This is a genomic window from Pantoea sp. YU22, from assembly GCF_003970755.1.
Classification (GTDB): Bacteria; Pseudomonadota; Gammaproteobacteria; order Enterobacterales; family Enterobacteriaceae; genus Pantoea; species Pantoea piersonii.
The window spans coordinates 259,929-280,306 of record NZ_RYDU01000002.1 but is presented as its reverse complement, the minus strand read 5'-3'; the positions used below and the strand labels follow the sequence as shown (position 1 = coordinate 280,306).

General features: G+C 58.9%; 23 protein-coding genes. 12 read left to right on the top strand and 11 right to left on the bottom strand.

The window, feature by feature from the left end; translation table 11 throughout:
* Positions 1-20: 20 nt before the first annotated feature.
* The 7 genes from rbfA (at position 21) to EKL29_RS05720 (ending at position 7,311) form a co-directional block, all read left to right on the top strand.
* Positions 21-428: a 30S ribosome-binding factor RbfA gene (gene rbfA / locus EKL29_RS05750; RefSeq protein WP_120455418.1), complete on the top strand. Its 408-nt coding sequence runs from the start codon at positions 21-23 to the stop codon at positions 426-428.
* Positions 428-1,372: a tRNA pseudouridine(55) synthase TruB gene (gene truB / locus EKL29_RS05745; RefSeq protein WP_126689095.1), complete on the top strand. Its 945-nt coding sequence runs from the start codon at positions 428-430 to the stop codon at positions 1,370-1,372. The genes rbfA and truB overlap by 1 nt, the downstream gene beginning before the upstream one ends.
* Positions 1,373-1,491: 119 nt before the next feature.
* Positions 1,492-1,761 carry a 30S ribosomal protein S15 gene (gene rpsO, locus EKL29_RS05740; protein ID WP_010615981.1) on the top strand — a complete coding sequence of 90 codons (270 nt, stop codon included), beginning with the start codon at positions 1,492-1,494 and terminating at the stop codon, positions 1,759-1,761.
* A gap of 306 nt (positions 1,762-2,067) precedes the next feature.
* Positions 2,068-4,203 carry a polyribonucleotide nucleotidyltransferase gene (gene pnp / locus EKL29_RS05735; protein WP_120455422.1) on the top strand — a complete coding sequence of 712 codons (2,136 nt, stop codon included), beginning with the start codon at positions 2,068-2,070 and terminating at the stop codon, positions 4,201-4,203.
* Between the two features lie 131 nt (positions 4,204-4,334).
* The gene (gene nlpI / locus EKL29_RS05730; protein WP_033749316.1) at positions 4,335-5,219 is read left to right on the top strand and encodes a lipoprotein NlpI; all 885 of its coding nucleotides are present in this window, start codon (positions 4,335-4,337) and stop codon (positions 5,217-5,219) included.
* A gap of 105 nt (positions 5,220-5,324) precedes the next feature.
* Positions 5,325-5,381, top strand: a complete 57-nt coding sequence (yrbN, locus tag EKL29_RS23550; RefSeq protein WP_100229640.1) for a protein YrbN — start codon at positions 5,325-5,327, stop codon at positions 5,379-5,381.
* A gap of 16 nt (positions 5,382-5,397) precedes the next feature.
* Positions 5,398-7,311 (top strand): DEAD/DEAH family ATP-dependent RNA helicase, encoded by a 1,914-nt coding sequence (locus EKL29_RS05720; protein WP_120455424.1) that lies wholly within the window; start codon positions 5,398-5,400, stop codon positions 7,309-7,311.
* Positions 7,312-7,398: 87 nt separating this feature from the next.
* Here EKL29_RS05720 and EKL29_RS05715 read toward each other — a convergent pair whose 3' ends face one another.
* Positions 7,399-8,145 carry an SDR family NAD(P)-dependent oxidoreductase gene (locus EKL29_RS05715; protein ID WP_126689094.1) on the bottom strand — a complete coding sequence of 249 codons (747 nt, stop codon included), beginning with the start codon at positions 8,143-8,145 and terminating at the stop codon, positions 7,399-7,401.
* 180 nt (positions 8,146-8,325) lie between these two features.
* Here EKL29_RS05715 and EKL29_RS05710 point away from each other — a divergent pair, with 180 nt between their 5' ends.
* A complete protein-coding gene (locus EKL29_RS05710; RefSeq protein ID WP_120455427.1) occupies positions 8,326-9,228 on the top strand; it encodes an AraC family transcriptional regulator in 903 nt (300 codons plus the stop codon).
* Between the two features lie 17 nt (positions 9,229-9,245).
* Here the strand turns inward: EKL29_RS05710 and EKL29_RS05705 are convergent, their stop codons facing one another.
* From EKL29_RS05705 to EKL29_RS05695, 3 genes are all read right to left on the bottom strand, one after another.
* Entirely contained in the window at positions 9,246-10,256 is a 1,011-nt protein-coding gene (locus tag EKL29_RS05705) for a luciferase-like monooxygenase (protein WP_126689093.1), read from the bottom strand.
* Between the two features lie 116 nt (positions 10,257-10,372).
* Positions 10,373-11,254 carry a U32 family peptidase gene (locus tag EKL29_RS05700; RefSeq protein WP_126689092.1) on the bottom strand — a complete coding sequence of 294 codons (882 nt, stop codon included), beginning with the start codon at positions 11,252-11,254 and terminating at the stop codon, positions 10,373-10,375.
* Positions 11,255-11,264: 10 nt separating this feature from the next.
* Positions 11,265-12,260: a peptidase U32 family protein gene (locus EKL29_RS05695; RefSeq protein ID WP_126689091.1), complete on the bottom strand. Its 996-nt coding sequence runs from the start codon at positions 12,258-12,260 to the stop codon at positions 11,265-11,267.
* Between the two features lie 203 nt (positions 12,261-12,463).
* Between EKL29_RS05695 and EKL29_RS05690 the strand changes: the two genes are divergently transcribed.
* The gene (locus EKL29_RS05690; RefSeq protein WP_126689090.1) at positions 12,464-12,988 is read left to right on the top strand and encodes an SCP2 domain-containing protein; all 525 of its coding nucleotides are present in this window, start codon (positions 12,464-12,466) and stop codon (positions 12,986-12,988) included.
* Complete coding sequence (locus tag EKL29_RS05685; RefSeq protein WP_126689089.1) at positions 12,982-13,488, top strand: GNAT family N-acetyltransferase; 507 nt, start codon at positions 12,982-12,984, stop codon at positions 13,486-13,488. Before EKL29_RS05690 ends, EKL29_RS05685 begins: the two co-directional genes overlap by 7 nt.
* Here EKL29_RS05685 and EKL29_RS05680 read toward each other — a convergent pair.
* Positions 13,472-13,759 carry a GIY-YIG nuclease family protein gene (locus EKL29_RS05680; protein WP_120455437.1) on the bottom strand — a complete coding sequence of 96 codons (288 nt, stop codon included), beginning with the start codon at positions 13,757-13,759 and terminating at the stop codon, positions 13,472-13,474. The two genes, EKL29_RS05685 and EKL29_RS05680, sit on opposite strands and share 17 nt — an antisense overlap.
* Positions 13,760-13,849: 90 nt before the next feature.
* On the opposite strand from EKL29_RS05680, the gene EKL29_RS05675 reads away from it, so the two are divergent.
* Positions 13,850-14,296 (top strand): YhbP family protein, encoded by a 447-nt coding sequence (locus EKL29_RS05675; RefSeq protein WP_126689088.1) that lies wholly within the window; start codon positions 13,850-13,852, stop codon positions 14,294-14,296.
* 18 nt (positions 14,297-14,314) lie between these two features.
* Here the strand turns inward: EKL29_RS05675 and EKL29_RS05670 are convergent, their stop codons facing one another.
* On the bottom strand, positions 14,315-14,836 hold the full coding sequence (locus tag EKL29_RS05670; RefSeq protein WP_120455440.1) for a type 1 glutamine amidotransferase domain-containing protein: 522 nt from the start codon (positions 14,834-14,836) through the stop codon (positions 14,315-14,317).
* Positions 14,837-14,978: 142 nt separating this feature from the next.
* Between EKL29_RS05670 and EKL29_RS05665 the strand changes: the two genes are divergently transcribed.
* On the top strand, positions 14,979-15,605 hold the full coding sequence (locus EKL29_RS05665) for an NAD(P)H-binding protein (protein ID WP_126689087.1): 627 nt from the start codon (positions 14,979-14,981) through the stop codon (positions 15,603-15,605).
* Here EKL29_RS05665 and nrdG read toward each other — a convergent pair.
* The 5 genes from nrdG to pyrB form a co-directional block, all read right to left on the bottom strand.
* Positions 15,602-16,078, bottom strand: coding sequence for an anaerobic ribonucleoside-triphosphate reductase-activating protein (gene nrdG, locus EKL29_RS05660; protein ID WP_311778979.1), 477 nt, complete (start codon positions 16,076-16,078; stop codon positions 15,602-15,604). The genes EKL29_RS05665 and nrdG overlap by 4 nt on opposite strands.
* On the bottom strand, positions 16,078-18,216 hold the full coding sequence (nrdD, locus tag EKL29_RS05655) for an anaerobic ribonucleoside-triphosphate reductase (protein WP_126689085.1): 2,139 nt from the start codon (positions 18,214-18,216) through the stop codon (positions 16,078-16,080). The genes nrdG and nrdD overlap by 1 nt, the downstream gene beginning before the upstream one ends.
* 209 nt (positions 18,217-18,425) lie before the next feature.
* Positions 18,426-18,812, bottom strand: coding sequence for a 2-iminobutanoate/2-iminopropanoate deaminase (gene ridA / locus EKL29_RS05650; RefSeq protein ID WP_120455447.1), 387 nt, complete (start codon positions 18,810-18,812; stop codon positions 18,426-18,428).
* An 82-nt stretch (positions 18,813-18,894) separates the two neighbouring features.
* Complete coding sequence (gene pyrI / locus EKL29_RS05645) at positions 18,895-19,359, bottom strand: aspartate carbamoyltransferase regulatory subunit (protein WP_120455449.1); 465 nt, start codon at positions 19,357-19,359, stop codon at positions 18,895-18,897.
* A 12-nt stretch (positions 19,360-19,371) separates the two neighbouring features.
* Positions 19,372-20,307 carry an aspartate carbamoyltransferase gene (gene pyrB / locus EKL29_RS05640; protein WP_120455450.1) on the bottom strand — a complete coding sequence of 312 codons (936 nt, stop codon included), beginning with the start codon at positions 20,305-20,307 and terminating at the stop codon, positions 19,372-19,374.
* Positions 20,308-20,378: the final 71 nt, after the last annotated feature.

The following is a 20,378-nucleotide window of genomic DNA, read 5'->3' as shown; positions in this document are numbered from 1 at the left end:
ATTATTTTGGAGAGTTGATTATGGCGAAAGAATTTGGCCGCCCACAGCGCGTGTCGCAGGAGCTGCAAAAAGAGATCGCAATCATTCTGCAGCGCGAGATTAAAGATCCGCGTCTCGGCATGATGGTGACGGTATCCGGCGTGGAAGTCTCGCGCGATCTCGCTTATGCCAAAGTATTTGTCACCTTCCTCAACGATAAAGATGAGGATGCGGTGAAAAACGGCCTGAAGGCGCTGAAAGAGGCGTCTGGCTATATCCGTATTCTGCTCGGCAAAGCGATGCGTCTGCGCATCGTGCCGGAGCTGACCTTCTTCTACGACAATTCGCTGATTGAAGGTATGCGCATGTCGAACCTGGTCTCTAACGTTATCAGGAACGATGTCGAGCGTCGCGGTGAGAACCCGACGGAAGATGACAAGGAGGACTGATGAGTCGTCCTCGTCGTCGCGGCCGCGACGTCCACGGCGTGTTTCTGCTCGATAAGCAGCAGGGCGCGTCGTCCAACGATGTGCTGCAAAAAGTTAAGCGTCTGTTTAACGCCAACAAAGCGGGCCATACTGGCGCGCTCGATCCGCTGGCGACCGGCATGCTGCCGATTTGCCTCGGCGAAGCCACCAAATTCTCACAGTATCTGCTCGACTCGGATAAGCGTTATCGCGTGATCGCGCGCCTCGGCGAACGTACCGATACCTCCGACGCTGACGGCAATATCGTCGAAACCCGTCCGGTGACCTTTAGCCAGAGCGAACTCGATGCGGCGCTGGAGAGTTTCCGCGGCGAGACAATGCAGGTGCCGACCATGTTTTCGGCGCTGAAGTATCAGGGCCGGAAACTGTATGAGTACGCGCGCGAAGGCGTCACCGTGCCGCGCGAAGCGCGTCCGATTACCGTATTCGAACTGCAGTTTATCCGCTGGGAAGGCGATGAACTGGAGCTGGAGATTCACGTTTCCAAAGGCACCTATATCCGCACCATTATCGACGATCTGGGCGAGAAGCTCGGCTGCGGCGCGCATGTCATTATGCTGCGTCGTTTGCAGGTGGCGCGCTACCCGATCGAAAAGATGATGACGCTGGAGCAGCTGCAGGCTATAGCGGCGACGGTAAACGCGGCGGAAACGCCCGATTACGCGCCGCTCGACGCGCTTTTGCTGCCAATGGATAGCCCGGCGGAAGCCTTCCCTCTGGTGAATTTGCCCTCCGCCGTTGCCGCCTTTTTCAAACAGGGCATGCCGGTTCAGGCGGCGGATGCGCCGCAGCAGGGACTGGTGCGCGTTACCGAAGGGGATGCGCGTAAGTTTATCGGGATGGCGGAAATCGCCGATGACGGGCGCGTGGCGCCGCGTCGGCTGGTGGTGGAGTACCCCGCGTAATCATTGCTCAACGCCGCATTTGCGTTGCTATCGGGCGAAGAGTAGAATAGCGCGGCTTTAAAGCGGGTAGCTGAATTAGAGATCGGCACCCATACATTCATTTATTACTGGAGTTTATTATGTCTCTAAGCGTAGAAGCTAAAGCAGAGATCGTTGCCAAATACGGTCGTGGCGCTAACGACAGCGGCTCAACTGAAGTTCAGGTTGCACTGCTGACTGCTCAGATTAACCACCTGCAGGGTCACTTCTCTGAGCACAAAAAAGACCACCACAGCCGTCGCGGTCTGCTGCGCATGGTATCTCAGCGTCGTAAGCTGCTGGACTACCTGAAGCGTAAAGACGTTGCTCGCTACACCAGCCTGATCGAAAGCCTGGGTCTGCGTCGCTAAGTCTGAAGAATCTGATCAAAGATGTAGTGCAGAGACTTTGCAAAAAACGCGTCTTGCGATCAGATTCGTGCGAGTTTCGCGAAAAGGGGGCCTTTACGGCCCCTTTTTTCGAGCAATGCGCAGCAATCCGGACCAAACTCATGTATTGTTGCAGTGAGTGATCTTCGTTTGCAGAGGTTCGCGCGGCTAATGAGAGGCTTTACCGCAGATTCGGTTAAAGGTTGTCATTAGTCGCGAGGATGCAGCTGAAGATCGGTAATCCATGGCTCGCCAGAGAGGCGTTGCCCCGAAGTTAAGGAATTCATTTTGCTGAACCCGATCGTACGTAAATTCCAATATGGTCAGCATACCGTCACGCTGGAAACCGGCATGATGGCGCGCCAGGCCACCGCAGCCGTTATGGCCAGCATGGACGACACCGCCGTATTCGTTACTGTTGTCGGCCAGAAAAAAGCAAAAGCAGGTCAGGACTTCTTCCCGCTGACCGTGAACTACCAGGAGCGTACCTACGCCGCTGGCCGTATCCCGGGCAGCTTCTTCCGTCGTGAAGGCCGTCCAAGCGAAGGCGAAACCCTGATTGCGCGTCTGATTGACCGCCCGGTTCGTCCGCTGTTTCCGGAAGGCTTCGTGAACGAAGTTCAGGTTATCGCAACCGTAGTATCCGTTAACCCGCAGGTTAACCCGGATATCGTCGCGATGATCGGCGCCTCTGCCGCGCTGTCGCTGTCAGGCATTCCGTTCAACGGTCCGATCGGCGCCGCGCGCGTCGGTTATATCAACGACCAGTATGTGCTGAACCCGACCGCTGACGAAATCAAACAGTCTCGTCTGGATCTGGTTGTTGCCGGTACGCAGAACGCGGTACTGATGGTTGAGTCCGAAGCGGACATCCTGACCGAAGATCAGATGCTGGGCGCAGTGGTCTTCGGCCACGAGCAGCAGCAGGTAGTGATCGAAAACATCAATTCTCTGGTTGCAGAAGCGGGCAAACCGCGCTGGGACTGGCAGCCTGAGCCGGCTAACAACGCGCTGATCGCACGCGTTGCCGCGCTGGCTGAAGCGCGCATCAGCGACGCTTACCGCATCACCGACAAGCAAGAGCGTTACGCTCAGGTTGGCGTCATTAAAGACGAAACCATCGCTGCGCTGCTGGCCGAAGATGAAACGCTGGACGACGCTGAAATCGGCGACATCGTTCACAGCCTGGAAAAGAACGTGGTGCGTACCCGTATCCTGAACGGCGAACCGCGTATCGACGGCCGTGAAAAAGATATGATCCGTGGTCTGGACGTGCGCACCGGCGTGCTGCCGCGTACTCACGGCTCGGCGCTGTTCACCCGTGGCGAAACGCAGGCGCTGGTTGCCGCGACGCTGGGTACCGCGCGTGACGCGCAGAACCTGGATGAGCTGATGGGCGAACGTACCGACAGCTTCCTGTTCCACTACAACTTCCCTCCTTACTCGGTAGGCGAAACCGGTATGGTCGGCTCGCCGAAGCGTCGTGAAATCGGTCACGGCCGTCTGGCGAAGCGTGGCGTGCTGGCAGTGATGCCGAAGCAGGAAGAGTTCCCGTACACCGTTCGCGTGGTTTCTGAAATCACCGAATCAAACGGTTCTTCTTCAATGGCTTCCGTGTGCGGCGCTTCTCTGGCGCTGATGGATGCCGGCGTGCCGATCAAAGCGGCCGTTGCGGGCATCGCGATGGGCCTGGTGAAAGAAGATGAGAAGTTCGTGGTCCTCTCCGATATCCTCGGCGACGAAGATCACCTCGGCGACATGGACTTCAAAGTAGCCGGTAGCCGTGAAGGCATCACCGCGCTGCAGATGGACATTAAAATCGAAGGCATCACCCGCGAAATCATGCAGGTTGCCCTGAATCAGGCCAAAGGTGCGCGTCTGCACATCCTGGGCGTGATGGAGCAGGCGATCAGCACGCCGCGTCAGGAAATCTCTGAGTTCGCGCCGCGCATTTACACCATCAAGATCAATTCAGACAAGATCAAAGATGTGATTGGTAAAGGCGGTTCCGTTATCCGCGCGCTGACTGAAGAGACAGGCACCACCATCGAAATCGAAGACGACGGCACCGTGAAAATCGCGGCAACCGACGGTCTGAAGGCGAAAGAGGCGATTCGTCGCATCGAAGAGATCACCGCCGAGATCGAAGTGGGCCGTATCTACAGCGGTAAAGTCACCCGTATCGTTGACTTCGGTGCCTTCGTCGCTATCGGCGGCGGCAAGGAAGGTCTGGTACACATTTCTCAGATCGCGGACAAGCGCGTAGAGAAAGTGACTGACTACCTGCAGATGGGCCAGGAAGTACCGGTTAAGGTACTGGAAGTGGACCGTCAGGGCCGCGTTCGTCTGAGCATCAAAGAAGCGACAGAGTCTAAGCCTCAGGGCGAAGAAGCTGCCGTGACCAGCATGCCAGACGCAGAGTAATTCCCTGTTTGCCTCTCCTTATCCCATTGTGGATGGGAGAGGCGTTTGTGTCATCGCGAGGGCGGGAATCCTTGTGCACAGCAGGCGGATGACAGGAGCGTTATCCTAATGTTTGTATTCGGGAGTGGGAAATGAAGCCTTTTTTGCGCTGGTGTTTTGTTGCGACAGCTATCACGCTGGCAGGATGCAGCAACTCCAATTGGCGTAAGAACGAAGTTCTTGCAGTACCTCTACAACCCACACTGCAGCAGGAAGTGATTCTGGCGCGCATGGAACAAATTCTTGCCAGTCGCGCCCTTACCGATGATGAACGCGCACAGCTGTTATATGAGCGCGGAGTGTTGTATGATAGTCTCGGTCTGAGAGCACTGGCGCGGAACGATTTCTCGCAAGCGCTGTCTATAAGACCAGATATGCCAGAAGTGTTTAACTATCTCGGCATATATTTAACGCAGGCAGGCAATTTTGATGCTGCCTATGAAGCGTTTGATTCTGTACTTGAGCTTGATCCAACTTACAATTATGCGCATTTAAACCGTGGTATCGCCCTCTATTACGGCGGTCGATACAAGTTAGCGCAAGATGATCTGCTGGCGTTTTATCAAGACGATCCCAACGATCCTTTCCGCAGCCTGTGGCTCTATCTCGACGAACGTGAGATGGACGCTGACAAGGCGAAAGTTGCGCTGCAGCAGCGTTACGACAAAGCGGCCCGTGATCAATGGGGATGGAACATTGTCGAATTCTACCTTGGCGACATCAGTGAAAGCACGCTGATGGAACGTCTCAAGGCAGACGCAACGGATAACACCTCGCTCGCTGAACATCTCAGTGAAACCAACTTCTATTTAGGTAAGCACTACCTAAGTCTGGGGGAGAAGGACAACGCGAAAGCGCTGTTCAAACTGGCGGTGGCCAACAACGTCAATAACTTTGTTGAACACCGATACGCATTGTTGGAACTGGCGCAACTCGGCCAGACACAAGACGATTTATCAGAATCTGACCAGCAATAGCTGACGAACTTTTATTGCCTGAATTACCCGTTAAGTCATCATCTTCCGGGATGAAGGCTTTTCTGTTCGTCGAAACTTCTAATTTGAGCCGGTTCACACTTTTTGATGAAAATGACTGAAAATTTTCACGACGAGTTATGTAGACTGGCCGCCGCAATCTAAGAGGCACGTGTACTACATGACTGATATTCAAACCACTTTTGCTGACCTGGGCCTGAACGCCGACATCCTCGAATCACTGAACGGCATGGGCTATGTTAAGCCTTCTCCGATCCAGGCTGAGTGTATTCCTCACCTGCTGGCGGGCCGTGATGTACTGGGCATGGCGCAGACCGGCAGTGGTAAAACTGCAGCGTTCTCGCTGCCGCTGTTAAACAACATTGATCCTTCTCTTCGCGCACCGCAGATCCTGGTGCTGGCGCCGACTCGCGAGCTGGCGGTGCAGGTTGCAGAAGCGATGACCGAATTCTCTAAACATATGCGTGGCGTCAACGTCGTGGCCCTTTACGGCGGCCAGCGTTATGACGTGCAGCTGCGCGCGCTGCGTCAGGGCCCGCAAATCGTGGTGGGCACCCCGGGTCGTCTGCTCGACCACCTGAAACGCGGCACGCTGGATCTCTCCAGCCTGCGTGGCCTGGTGCTGGACGAAGCTGATGAAATGTTGCGTATGGGCTTCATCGAAGACGTTGAAACCATTATGGCGCAGATCCCGGAAGGTCATCAGACCGCGCTGTTCTCAGCGACCATGCCGGAAGCGATCCGTCGCATCACCAAGCGTTTCATGAAAGATCCGCAGGAAGTACGCATTCAGTCCAGCGTTACGACGCGTCCGGACATCAGCCAGTCTTACTGGACGGCCTACGGTCGTAAAACCGACGCGCTGGTGCGTTTCCTGGAAGCGGAAGATTTCGATGCCGCTATTATCTTCGTGCGTACTAAAAACGCGACGCTGGAAGTGGCCGAAGCGCTGGAGCGCAACGGTTACAACAGCGCGGCGCTGAACGGCGACATGAACCAGGCGCTGCGCGAGCAGACGCTGGAACGTCTGAAAGATGGCCGTCTTGATATCCTGATCGCAACCGACGTTGCGGCGCGTGGACTGGACGTTGAGCGTATCAGCCTGGTCGTTAACTACGATATCCCGCTGGATGCCGAGTCTTACGTGCACCGTATCGGTCGTACAGGCCGCGCGGGCCGCGCTGGCCGTGCCATTCTGTTCGTCGAGAACCGTGAGCGTCGTCTGCTGCGCAACATTGAGCGCACCATGAAGCTGACTATTCCGGAAGTGGAACTGCCGAACGCCGAACTGCTGAGCACCCGTCGCCTGGAGAAATTCGCCGGACGCGTACAGCAGCAACTGGAAAGCAGCGATCTGGACCAGTATCGTGCGCTGCTGGAGAAACTTTCTCCGCAGGACGAGCTGGATATGGAAACGCTGGCCGCTGCGCTGCTGAAAATGGCGCAGGGCGAACGTCCGCTGATCGTGCAGCCGGATGCGCCGCGTCCGCAGCGCCGTGAGTTCCGCGATCGTGACGATCGTCGTGACGACCGCCGCAGCCCGCGTGAAGCGCGTGACAACCGCGAAGGCGGCGAACGTCCGCGTCGCGAACGTCGCGACGTTGGCGAAATGGAGCTGTACCGCATTGAAGTTGGCCGTGATGACGGCGTTGAAGTTCGTCACATCGTTGGCGCTATCGCTAATGAAGGCGATATCAGCAGCCGCTACATCGGCAACATCAAGCTGTTCGGCACCCACTCGACTATCGAGCTGCCGAAAGGCATGCCGGGCGATATCCTGCAGCACTTCACCCGCACGCGTATTCTCAATAAGCCGATGAATATGCAGCTGCTGGGCGATGCGCAGCCGCAGAGCGATGCGCGCGGCGGCGAACGTCGCAGCGGTGGTCGTGACTTCGGCGGCGAGCGTCGTGGCGGCAACCGTGAGGCTGGTCGTGAAGGCGGACGTCGTTTCTCTTCCGAGCGTCGCGAAGGCGGTCGTGAAGGCGGACGTAGCAGCTTCAGCCGTGAAGGCGGTCGCGGTCCGCGTCGCGAAGAAGGCGCTGCAGCAGCACCGCGTCGTCGCGAGTTCTGATAATCAGCCTCGCTGATGAATAAAAAGGGAAGCCTTCGGGCTTCCCTTTTTTACTGGCGCGTTATGGTGACGCGCCTTTTTTTTGCCTTACGCGCCGCCAGCGATCAATACGCGCTCGCCGCTAATGTAGGCCTCTTCCTCAGAGGCGAGAAACAGCGCCACCTGCGCCACATCTTCCGGCAGCCCGAAACGACCCAGCGGCGTCGCCGCCAGCAGCTGCGCTTTCAGCTGCGGATTGAGCTTCTTCGCCGCCAGCAATCCTTCCGTCAAAATGATGCCCGGCGCCAGCGCGTTAACGCGAATATTGCGCGGGCCGAGCTCGCGCGCCAGCCCCTGCGTCAGCGTATCGATCGCGCCTTTCGTCGTTGCCCAGAGCACCGAACCCGGCGTGCTCTGCTGGCTGTTTAGCGCACTCAGATTGATGATACAGCCGCCCTGCGCCGAAAAACGCCGCGCCGCCTGCTGACAGACCAGCAGCGTACCCAGCAGATTTACGTTGAGCTGCTGCTGCATTTCCAGCAGGCTCAGGGCGCTAAACTCGCCGTGATGAAACTGGCCAGCGTTATTGACCACAATATCGGGCGCGCCGAAGTGCGCCTCTGCGGTATCAAACAGACGCCCGACATCTGCCTCGCGGGAAATATCCGCCTGTACCGCCAGCCCCTCGCTGCCCAGCGTGCGGATGTCACTAACCACATCGGCCGCGCCCACCTCATCCTGACGATAGTTCACGACAACACGCGCGCCAGCCGCAGCGAAAGCCATAGCGATTGCTGCGCCGATGCCTTTCGAGGCGCCCGTCACCAGCGCAATTTTTCCATCAAGTGCTTTCATCTTGTCTCTCCACCTGAATATCGCGTTTGCAAAATATGCGCTTTTGCTCCAGTCGGGCGGTAGCGCAATCCTGCAAGTCTCTTGCACGATCCTGCAAATCTGGCGGCAAGGCGGCTGCGTCTGAGAATGGTTCAGGTAACATATTCTGGACAACTCACGCGTGAAGAACGAGGAGAGGATATGGCGGAACCGGCGCAGCTACAGCATCTGGCGCAGCTTATTGCCCGTCATGCGGCCGAAGATGGCCGTCACGACAGCGCGATTGATTTTCTCTTTTTTGGCCGCAGCTCAAGACCGACCGAACCCGCTTCCCATGCCCAGTGGGCCAGCTTTGCGCTGGTGGCGCAGGGGGGAAAAGCGCTGCGTATGGGTGAAGAGGTGATTCACTACGGACCTGGCGATCTGCTGCTGGTGACGATGGATATGCCGGTGCGCTCCTGCGTAACCGTCGCGACGCCGGATAAGCCGAATCTCGGCATCGGCATCGCTATCAACGAGCCGCGCCTGATGCGCTATCTTGACAGTTTTCCGCTGGCTTCATCGCTGGCGGAAGCGCGCACCGAACGCGGCATCGCCGCGCACAAAGTCTCGCCGCTGCTGGTCGATGCGGTGATCCGTCTGATTCGCCTGCTGGATCAGCCGCAGGATATCGCCGCGCTGGCGCCGCTTATTGAACAGGAGATCTTTTATCGTCTGCTGACCGGGCCGGAAGGTGGCCGCATCCTCAATATGGCGCTGGCGGAGCGGCCCGGCAACAAGGTGGCGCGCGCGGCGCGCTGGCTGCGTGAGAATTTTCATCAGCCGCTGAAAATCGAACGACTCGCCAGCAGCGTCGGCATGAGCCCCTCTTCGCTGCATCATCATTTCAAAGCGGTAACCGCGATGACGCCGATGCAGTATCAGAAGCAGCTTCGGCTTAATGAAGCGCGCCGCCTGATGATGATGGATAAACTGGATGCGGGAACGGCGGGGTATCGCGTGGGGTATCAGAGCGCGTCGCAGTTCAGCCGCGAGTACAGCCGCTTTTACGGCCAGTCTCCCGCGCGCGACGTTCGCCAGCTGGCGGTGGGGCCAGAATCGTAGCGCCCACCGCACGCACGCTAGAGCGAGCGGGCCGCTTCCATCGCAATGGCGAAGGAGCGCAGGCGCGCCTCGGTATCAAAGATCTGACCGTTGACCATGATCTCGTCAGCCTGGGTTTCGCGCATCAGCGCGGCAAGGCCATGGCGCACCTTATCGGTATCGCCGACCAGCGACATGCTCAGCGCCTGCTGCACACCATACTGTTCCGACGGCGACCACAGGTTGTCCATGTTCTCTACCGGCGCAGGCAGCGGGCCCGGCTTGCCGCGGCGCAGGTTGATAAACTGCTGCTGCTGCGAGGTAAACAGGAAGCGTGCGTCGCGCTCGCTGTCGGCGGCGACAACGTTAATGCAGACCATCGCGTAAGGCTTGTCCAGACGCGCCGAGGGCTGGAATTTTTCACGATACAGGTGCAGCGCCTGGAACAGCAGATCGGGCGCAAAATGCGACGCAAAGGCGAACGGCAGGCCGAGCTGCGCCGCCAGCTGGGCGCTGTAGAGGCTGGAGCCGAGCAGCCAGACCGGAATTTTCATGCCCAGTCCGGGCACCGGCTGAACGGGCGGCTGCGCATCTTCGTCGGCGTCGAACCAGCTAATCAGCTCCTGCACATCGTCCGGGAAGGTATCCGCATGGATGCTGGAGAGGTGACGGCGCAGCGCCATCATGGTGCGCTGATCGGAACCCGGCGCACGGCCCAGGCCTAAATCGATACGGCCGGGATAGAGAGACGCCAGGGTGCCGAACTGCTCGGCGATCACCAGCGGTGCATGGTTAGGCAGCATAATACCGCCCGATCCCAGATGCAGGGTAGTAGTGTTGGCCGCCAGATAGCCGATCAATACCGATGTCGCCGCGCTGGCGATGCCGGTCATATTATGGTGCTCGGCCAGCCAGTAACGCTCGTAGCCCAACGCTTCCGCCTGACGCGCCAGCGCCAGCGATGTATGAAACGCATCGCGCGGGGTTGAGCCCTGAGGAATCGGTGCCAAATCCAGCACGGAAAGACGAAGGGGTTTTTTCTCAGACATGGGCACTCCAGTTGGGTATGGCGCAGGTGATGATTAACCTGCACCAACCAGTATTACGTAATAATGCCCATATTAAAACTGCTAACAACGACAGGCGACTAGCCTGTATGTGCCTTTCAGGAGGGCAACAGCGTCATACCGGCGACTTTACGCCAGTAGCCGTTGCAATCATTAGCCTGCGCCATCATCAGCGGCGACTGTCCCTCCTCGTTGGCGCGGAAGCGGGCGATCTCGTTCAGGGTCGCGCTGTTTTGCGGCGACAGCCGCAGAATATCGACCCAGCCGCGCATGCCGGTTAAGTCATTGCCGAGGTTGTAACAGTAGCCGCTCATGGTCTGAATGCCGTTCAGCACAAACACCTGCTGGCCTTCCTGCGAGTGAACGCGCCGCCCGTTAGGGTAGTTGATGCAGCAGGTCTGGCAGTCATCTTTGGCGCGATGTTCAGCGCGGGCGGTAAAGCAGCGCGCCGACAGCGCCAGCGGCAGATAGCCATAGCCCAGCACCTCTACTTCAAACTGGCCGCGAATGCCGCGCTCCTCGCTCTGCTGCAGCAGCTGCAGCAGCCAGTCGCGTGACATCTCCACCGGCATACACCAGCGGGTCATGCCCTCTTTTACCAGCAGATGCAGGGTCTCGACGTTATAAACGTTGAGCGTAGGCCCGGCGACAAATGGCAGCTTGCGTTCGGCCGCCATATTCACCGTGCCGATGTCGTTCGCCTCAATCAGAAATTCGCCGTTGTCGACGTAGCGCTTCAGCTCTTTCAGCTCTGAAGGCGACTGCAGCAGCGCCAGCGTGCTCAGCACCACCTGTTTGCCGCTGGCCGCCAGCTCGCGCGCCAGCTCCATCCAGCGCTGATAAGAGGTCGCGCGCCGTTTGCTGCACACCGCTTCGCCGAGATAGACGATATCCGCGCTGCTGTTCGCCGCCTGCTGATAAAAGCTCGCCAGCTGCTCTGTCGGCCAGTACCACAACACCGGACCGATTGCGTATTGCATCCTGTTCTCCTTATTGCCATTCACGGTGGTAAGCGCCAAGCGTGGTCTGCGAGCCTTCGGAAAGCTCATCCAGCGCCGCCGTCCAGGCGTCGCTGACCGCAAAGTTCTCCGGCGCGCTCTTGCAGCGATCGATCGCCTGACGCCATACGCGCGCCACCTGCGCCACATAGGCGGGACTGCGCTGACGTCCCTCAATCTTCACCGAGGCGACGCCAGCGCGCAGCAGATCCGGCAGCAGCGTCAGGGTATTAAGGCTGGTGGGCTCCTCCAGCACGTGATATCGCTGGCCGTCCACCTGATAGCGTCCTTTGCACAGCGTGGGATAGCCTGCGCTCTCATCCGGCGCATAGCGGTCGATCAGCACGTCGTTCAGGCGAGACTCCATACCGCTGGAGGTTTGCTGCCAGCGCACAAACTTCGCGGGCGAACAGGCGCCCGCGCTGTTAGGCGACTCGCCGGTTAGCCAGGAGGAGAGATAGCAGCGGCCTTCCGCCATAATGCAGAGGCTGCCAAAGGCGAACACCTCGAGCGGCACCGGCGTCTCGCGCGCCAGCTGTCTGACCTGATGCAGCGAGAGCACGCGCGGCAGCACCACGCGGCTGAGCGCGAAGTGGCGGTGGTAAAAACGCACCGCTTCCAGATTGGTGGCGGAAGCCTGCACCGACAGATGACGCTCAATCCCGGGGTAGCGCTGCGTGGCGTACTCCAGCGTGGCGATATCGGCAAGGATCAGCGCGTCCGCGCCGTTCTGCGCCGCCACGTCAATGGCGCGTCGCCAGCGGCCCATACCGTCAGGGTGGGCGAAGGTGTTGATGGCGACATGTAACTTACGGCGATGCTGGTGCAGATAGCGGGCCGCTTCCGCCAGCTTCTTATCGGTAAAGTTCAGCCCGGCGAAGTGGCGTGCGTTGGTGTCGTCTTTCAGTCCGACATACACCGCATCGGCGCCATTCTCCACCGCTGAACGTACGGCGGGCAAATTACCGGCCGGACACAGCAGTTCCATAGTGATCCCTCGTCGACAGGATAAGGCGTCGAGTCTAGGCAAACGGCCAGCGCTAAATGTTGATTTGGTACAGTGAATCGCCAGTTGATAAGGCGGATAGCGGAAAATTCGCTCAAAAGAGCGGCGAAATTATTGATCTCGGCTGCGGCGTGCGGCGGCGAATGTGGCAATATACCTGAAATTTTCTAAAGGGAGAGACGCCCGTGTTCGAGCAGTTACGTGCTGAGTTAGTGAAAAAAGGCCCAAAATTCCTTGCCTTACCGATTTTTCTGACGCCGTTCCCGTTAAAAAAGGCCTTTCTGCAACAACTCTTAAACTGGCAATTTCGCCATGCTTTAGCGGAAGGTGAGTTAGACTTTCTGCAGGCGCGTCATCTGGGTATCGAGATCGCGGATGTGGGTTTACGCTGGATTACCACCATTGAAGAGGGCCAGCTAAAGGTCGTACAGCATGCGGAAGCGGACGTCTGGTTTCGCGGCAATGCTAACGATCTGCTGCTGGTCGCCGCTCGTAAAGCGGATCCGGATATGTTGTTTTTCCAGCGTCGTCTGGTGATCGAAGGCGACACGGAGCTGGGACTGGAGGTGAAAAACCTGATGGATGCTCTGGAACTTGAGGCCATGCCCACGGCGTTGCGCACGGGACTGCAGCAGCTGGCTGCGTTTGTTGAGGCGGGAATGAAACAGGACGCGAAGGCCGCACAGGCGCGCGCGGAGAGTGTATGTTAATTCGCACAGAAATAGGGCTGGATGCGGCAAGCATCGACAGCTTGTTACGGCGCAGCTTCAAGACCGAAGCGGAAGCGGAACTGGTTCAACAGCTGCGGGAAGACGGGTTATTGACGCTGGGCGTGGTGGCGACAGACGATGAAGGCCAGGTGCTGGGCTACGCTGCGTTCAGTCCGGTGACTTTGCAGGGCGAAGACCGTAACTGGGTCGGCCTGGCGCCGCTGGCAGTTGATGAGAGCATGCGCGGGCAGAAAATCGGCGAACAGCTGATCTACGCCGGGCTGGATACGCTGAATGAGTTCGGCTACAGCGCGGTGGTGGCGGTAGGCGATCCCGCCTACTACAACCGCTTCGGCTTCGAACCTGCGGCGCGTCACGGGCTGCAGTGCCGCTGGCCGGGCGCCGAAGCGGCGTTCCAGGTCTACCGACTGGCGGATGACGCTTTTGTCGGCGCCGAGGGTCAGATCGATTTTGCCGAGCCGTTTAACCGGCTTGCGTAAGCCAGCTGGCGAGGCAGCCCGGCTGTTGCGCCACCAGCCGCAGCTTCTGCTGGCGGCTGAGCTGCTTGACCCGGTACTCCAGCCGCGACGCCGCGGCGCGGTCGCCGGCGTCGCAGTGATAGACCAGCGCCAGCGGGCCTTTGCCGCGCAGGGCGCGCGCGCCGCGTCCGCTCTCATGCTGCTCTACGCGCCGCGCCACGTCGGTGGTGATGCCGGTATAGAGCACGCCCGCGGCGGTCTGGACGATATAGAGCTGCCACGCCTTATTCATAAACTGAATCCCTGAATCTTTACTGCCGGGCAGTGTAGCGCGCCCGCGACGCGGCGGCTATCCGGCGATTTTTGCACGGAGCAATAGAACGTGTCTGACCATTCTCATCTGGTGCGTTACCTGAAAAAACAGCATGTGCTTTCTCTCTGCTGTCAGGCTGGCGGCGACCTCTGGTGCGCCAACTGTTTTTACGTCTTTGACGAAGCCAGCATGGCATTCTGGCTGATGACCGAACCCGATACGCGTCATGGCGCGCTGCTGCAGGCGAATCCGCAGGTAGCGGGCACGGTAAACGGCCAGCCGAAAACCGTGCTGTTGATTAAAGGCGTGCAGTATCGCGGGAAAATCGCGCGGCTTGACGACGCAGCGGCAGCGCAGGCGCGCACGGTCTATCAGAAACGTTTTCCGGTGGCGCGCAAAGTCTCTGCGCCGCTGTGGGAGATCCGGCTGGATGAGGTCAAGATGACCGATAATGCGCTGGGCTTTGGTAAAAAAATCGTCTGGCGGCGGGAAGAGAGTGAAATCCCTTTCCCGTAAGGGAAAGGGAACAGCGCGTTACGACGCCTGCAGAATACGCAGAGACTCGCGATTAAAGGCGGGCAGATCGTCCGGCGTACGGCTGGTAACGAGACGATCGTCATCCACGATCACCTCTTCATCATAGAAGTCTGCGCCGGCGTTGCGCAGGTCGATAGCGATCGCCTTCACGCAGGTCATTTTACGGCCGCGCACGCCGTTCGCGCTGATCAGCAGCTGCGGGCCGTGGCAGATAGCAAAAATCGGCTTGCCGCTGGCAACAAACTCTTTGGTAAAGGCGACAAAACGGTCGTCGCCGCGCAGCGAATCGGGCGAATGACCACCGGGCAGCAGCAGCGCGTCAAATTCGGCCGGGCTTACTTCGTCAATGGCGCGGTCAATTTTCACCTGCGCTTCGCCCTGCTTGCCGGTAACGGTTTTACCCGCCTCTTTCTCGATGGTGACCACCTCAAAGCCCGCCTGCTTGTAAGCGTCAGCCGGTGAGGTAAATTCTGAGTCTTCAAATTCATCGGTAATCAGTACCGCAATCTTCTTGCTCATTTTCCCCTCCTCATGATGATTTGCGCACGATGCGCTCTCCTGGTGAACAGGTTAAGCCTGGTTGTTTGTGCTGAAAATGCAAGCCGGGCGGCCAAAGCTGACTATATTTCAGAGTAATGGCAACAGGTTAGCGGGAGGCGAGATGCATCGTGTATTACTGACCGGCGCGACGGGCCTGGTGGGCGCGCATCTGCTGCGTTTGCTGGTGGCGGATACGCGCGTTGACGAAATTATCGCGCCGACGCGCCGCCCGCTGCCGCCGGTGAATAAGGTGGTGAATCCGGTCGAGGCGGATCTGACCGACGTGCTGCGGCCGCTTAACGTCGCCATCGACAGCGTGTTTTGCTGTCTCGGCACCACGCGGAAAGAGGCGGGCAGTAAAGAGGCGTTTCTGCACGTTGACTATACGCTGGTGGTAGATACCGGCCTGAACGGCCTGCGGCTGGGCGCAAAACAGATGGTGGCCGTCAGCGCCCACGGCGCGAATCGCCATTCGCCTTTTTTCTATAACCGGGTAAAAGGCGAGATGGAGACGGCGCTGCGCCATCAGGGCTGGCCTCGCCTGACGCTGGTTCGTCCCTCTCTGCTGGTGGGCGAACGCACGCGCCAGCGTACCGGCGAAAGCCTGATGGCGCCGCTCTTTGGGATATTGCCCGGCAACTGGCGCTCGGTCTCCGCACAGGCGGTGGCAGAGTGCATGCTCGCGCGCGCCTTTCAGCCTGGCGGCGACAGCGTGGAGATCATCGAATCGGGTCAAATCCCGCGCTAGCCGCGCTCTTTACGCAGATCCCAGATAACCTGATTGCGGCTGCCGCGCCACAGCAGCATGGCATCTTTTTCCTCTTCTACAAAGCGCCCGTCGATCAGCACATCGATATAGTTCAGCACCTCACGCTGGGGGCAGCTCAACTCGGCGCGCTTATAGCCGGTCCAGAGCCAGATATCCTTACCTGGACACTCTGTACGCACGCGCTTCACCAGCTGACGGATATAGGGCACGTTATGCGGATGCAGCGGATCGCCGCCGCTCAGGGAGAGTCCCTGACGCGGAATGCGGGTATCCTGCAGATCGGCGATCAGGCGCTCCTCCATCTCCAGCGTAAAAGGGGCTCCGGAGTCGAGTCGCCAGGTGCTCTGGTTGTAGCAGCCGCGACACTGATGTTCGCATCCGGCCACGAAAAGCGTACAGCGCGTGCCGGGGCCGTTAACGATATCGACCTCATAATAGCGATGAAAGCGCATCATCCCAGCGGTCCGCTCTCCAGATGTTTGACCCGGCGCTGCACCTCTTCCTGCTTGCCCGCGTTAAACGGACGCGCGTCGGGGCTGCCGAGATAGCCGCAGACGCGGCGCGTTACCGATACGCGCGCCGGGTCGTGATTGCCGCAGTTCGGGCAGGTAAAGCCGCGGCTGGTGCAGCTGAACTCGCCGGTAAAGCCGCACTCGTAGCATTCGTCTATCGGCGTATTGGTGCCGTAATAGGGCACGCGATCGTAGCTGTAGTCCCACACATCCTCCAGTGCCTTAAGGTTGTGCTGCACGTTGGGGTACTCGCCGTAGCAGATGAAGCCGCCGTTCGTCAGCGACGGATAGGGCGCTTCAAAGTCGATCTTCTCATAGGGGTTAACTTTCTTCTCGACGTCGAGATGGAAGCTGTTGGTGTAGTAGCCTTTATCGGTTACGCCAGGCACCACGCCGAACTGTGCGGCGTCGAGGCGGCAGAAGCGGTCGCAAAGATTTTCGCTCGGCGTACTGTAGAGGCTAAAGCCGTAGCCGGTTTCCGCTTTCCAGGCGTCGGCCGCGGCGCGCAGACGAGAGATAATCGCGATCCCTTTGGCGCGCAGCGCAGGATCGTCATAGGGATGGCGCGCGCCGCCGCTCAGGGCGTTAAGGGTTTCATGCAGGCCGATATAGCCCAGCGAAAGGGTAGCGCGGCCGTTGCGGAAAATCGGCCCTACTTCGTCATCGGCATTGAGACGTATGCCGCAGGCGCCCTCCATATAGAGAATGGGCGCCACGCGCGCTTTGGTTTTCTCCAGCCTGGCGATACGCGTCATCAGCGCGCGCTTCGCCAGCGCCAGCCGCGCGTCGAGCAGTGCCCAGAATCGCGCCTCGTCGCCCTGCGCCTCCAGCGCGATGCGCGGCAGGTTGAGGCTGATTACGCCCAGATTGTTGCGGCCGTCATGGATTTCGACGCCGTTCTCCTCATAGACGCCAAGAAAGCTGCGGCAGCCCATCGGCGTTTTAAAGGAGCCAGTGACCTTTACCACCTGGTCGTAGTTAAGGATATCGGGATACATGCGCTTGCTGGCGCACTCCAGCGCCAGCTGCTTGATATCGTAATTGATATCGCCCGGACGGCGATTCAGCCCTTCGCGAATAGCGAACACCAGTTTGGGAAAGACCGCGGTTTTATGATTTTTGCCCAGTCCGGCGATGCGGTTGCGCAGGATCGACTGCTGGATAAGCCGCGCCGCCCAGCTGGTGCCGAGCCCGAAGCCGAAGGTGACGAATGGCGTCTGGCCGTTGGCGGTGTGCAGCGTGTTGACCTCATACTCCAGCGACTGGAAGGCGTCGTAGCACTCTTTCTCGGTGCGCGCCTGCGCGTAGGCGTCCACATCGGCAATCTGCCATTCGGCGGCGATGGCGCGATGCTTCTCCATGCTGAGCAGCACAAAGGGTTCCAGCACCTCGTCGATGCGATTGATGGTGGTGCCACCGTAAATATGACTGGCGACCTGCGCGATGATCTGCGCGGTTACCGCGGTGGCGGTGGCGATCGATTTCGGCGGCTCGATCTCGGCGTTGCCCATTTTAAAGCCGTTGGTCAGCATCCCTTTCAAATCGATCAGCATGCAGTTGAACATCGGAAAGAAGGGGGAGTAGTCGAGATCGTGGTAGTGAATTTCGCCGCGCTCGTGCGCCTGCACCACGTCGCGCGGCAGAAGCTGCTGCTGCGCATAGTGCTTCGCCACGATCCCCGCCAGCAGATCGCGCTGCGTCGGGATCACTTTGCTGTCTTTGTTGGCGTTCTCGTTAAGCAGCGCCGCGTTGGTCTGATCGACCAGGCCGCGAATAGCGTGATGCAGCTTGCCGCGCTGCTCGCGCGCCACGTCGCGATCGTGACGGTATTCGATATAGGCGCGCGCCAGCTGAGGGTAAGGGCCGCCCATCAGCGTCTCTTCAACCGCGAACTGAATATCCCGAATATCGACTTCGACGCGGTCGGCCAGTTTCTCGCTGACGCATCGGGCGACCGTGGCGCACCACTGCGCATCTCCGACCTGCGCCGCACGCGCCGCCGCCAAAACCGCCGCCTCAATTCTCGCGGCGTCAAACGCCGAGCGACAGCCGTCGCGCTTCACCACTACCTTTGCCATGCTCTCTCCATTCCCTACATGTTGTGCTTATCTGGATTTTAACCACTATATATGGATATATGGGTAATTTAATCGCAGCTGTTTTGACCTGAAACAAAGAAGAGGAGGTCGCGACGCAAAGCCAGGCGAAGAGGAAAATGTGACTGAAAATGGCGAAAAGGAGAGGGGCAAATAAACTGCGCGCTGCGGTCGCCGCGCGCAGCCGATCGTTAGCGGCGCAGGGCGATCGCTTCGATCTCAATCTTCACGTCTTTCGGCAGACGCGCGACTTCTACGCAGGAACGCGCCGGAAAGCTGGCGTTATGCTCGGTGAAGAAGGCTTCATAGGTAGCGTTAACGGTAGCGAAGTCGTTGAGGTCTTTAACGAACACCGTGGTTTTCACGATGTCGCCGACCTGCAGGCCAGCCGCTTCGACGATCGCTTTCACATTTTCCAGCGACTGACGCGCCTGCGCGTCGATCGCTTCCGGCACCGTGCCGGTCGCTGGATCGACCGGGATCTGGCCGGAGGTGATGATCATATTGCCCAGATCGACGCCCTGCACATAGGGCCCGATCGCCGCTGGCGCTTTTTCCGTACTGATTTCGCGAGACATACTTGCTCCTTAAGAGTGACGCAGCGGCGGCGTGCCGCCGCTGGCGGGAAATATCGCCCCATTATAGGGGCGGGCAGGGCGATTACCAGTGACCGAGCACCACGTGGTGGGCAAAGGCTTTCTCGCAATATTTGCAGGTAAGCTGCACCTCTTCGTCGCGCTTTTTCACCGCGAAGCTGGAGAAAACCGGCTCGCTGCGGCTGATGCAGTTGCCGTTTGGGCAGGTCAGCACGCGCTCGATGCGCTCCGGCAGCGTCGGCGCGATTTTCGCGACCACTTCATAGTCGTCGATACGGTTGACCGTCGCGTGCGGCGCATAGACCGCCAGCTGGTTGATCTGATCCTCGGTAAGAAAGGTGTTTTCAATCTTAATCAGATCTTTGCGCCCCATCTCGCCGGAAGGGAGGTTAAGGCCGATAGTGATGCGCTGGTCGGTTTCGGTGAGGCGAAACAGCGACAGCAATTTAAACCCGACCTGCGCCGGAATATGGTCAATGACCGTACCGCGCTTGATCGCTTCTACCTGCAGTTTGTTGTCGTGAGTCATGGCGATTGCTCCTTACAGATCCTGTTCGCTGTTGAGTACCAGCGCCAGCAGAGCCTGACGCGCGAAGATGCCGTTGCCCGCCTGCTGGAAATACCAGGCGTAGGGCGTTTTATCCACGTCGGTGGCGATCTCGTCAACGCGCGGCAGCGGATGCAGCACTTTCATATTGTCGCGGGCGCCAGCCAGATCCGCCGCGCGCAGGATAAACTGCGCCTTAACGTTGGCGTATTCGGACGGGTCGAGACGCTCTTTCTGCACGCGGGTCATATAGAGAATATCGGCGTGCGGGATCACCGCTTCGATGCTGTCGTGGCGTGACCAGACGATGCCGCGTTCGTCCAGCATATCGGTGATATAGGCGGGCATCGCCAGCGCGTCAGGCGCGATAAAGTAGAAGCGATTGCCGTCAAACTTCGCCAGCGCCTGCGTCAGTGAGTGCACCGTGCGGCCATATTTCAGGTCGCCGACCATGGCGATGCTCAGGTTATCCAGACGGCTCTGCGTTTCGCGAATGGTGAAGAGATCCAGCAGCGTCTGCGTCGGATGCTGGTTGGCGCCGTCCCCGGCGTTGAGGATCGGTACGCCGCCGGAAAATTCAGTGGCGAGGCGCGCCGCGCCCTCCTGCGGATGACGCATTACGATGGCGTCAACGTAGGTGCCGATAACGGAAATCGTATCCGCCAGCGTTTCGCCCTTCTTGCCGAGCGAGGTATTACTGCCGTCGGCAAAGCCCACCACCGACGCGCCCAGACGGTGAATAGCCGTTTCAAACGACAGGCGCGTGCGCGTCGAGGCTTCAAAGAAGCAGCTGGCGATAACCTTATGCTTTAGCAGCTCCGGCTGCGGACTGGCTTTCAGCCGCGCGGCGGTGTGCAGCACCAGCTCCAGTTCGTCGCGGCTGAGATCGTTAATGGAAATAATGTGCTTGCGATATAACGGGTTAGCCATAGCTCGCTCCTCTGCGCTACCGAATTGCGGACAAAAAAAAGCCCCTGCTTAAGGGGCTTTTTTTACGATCG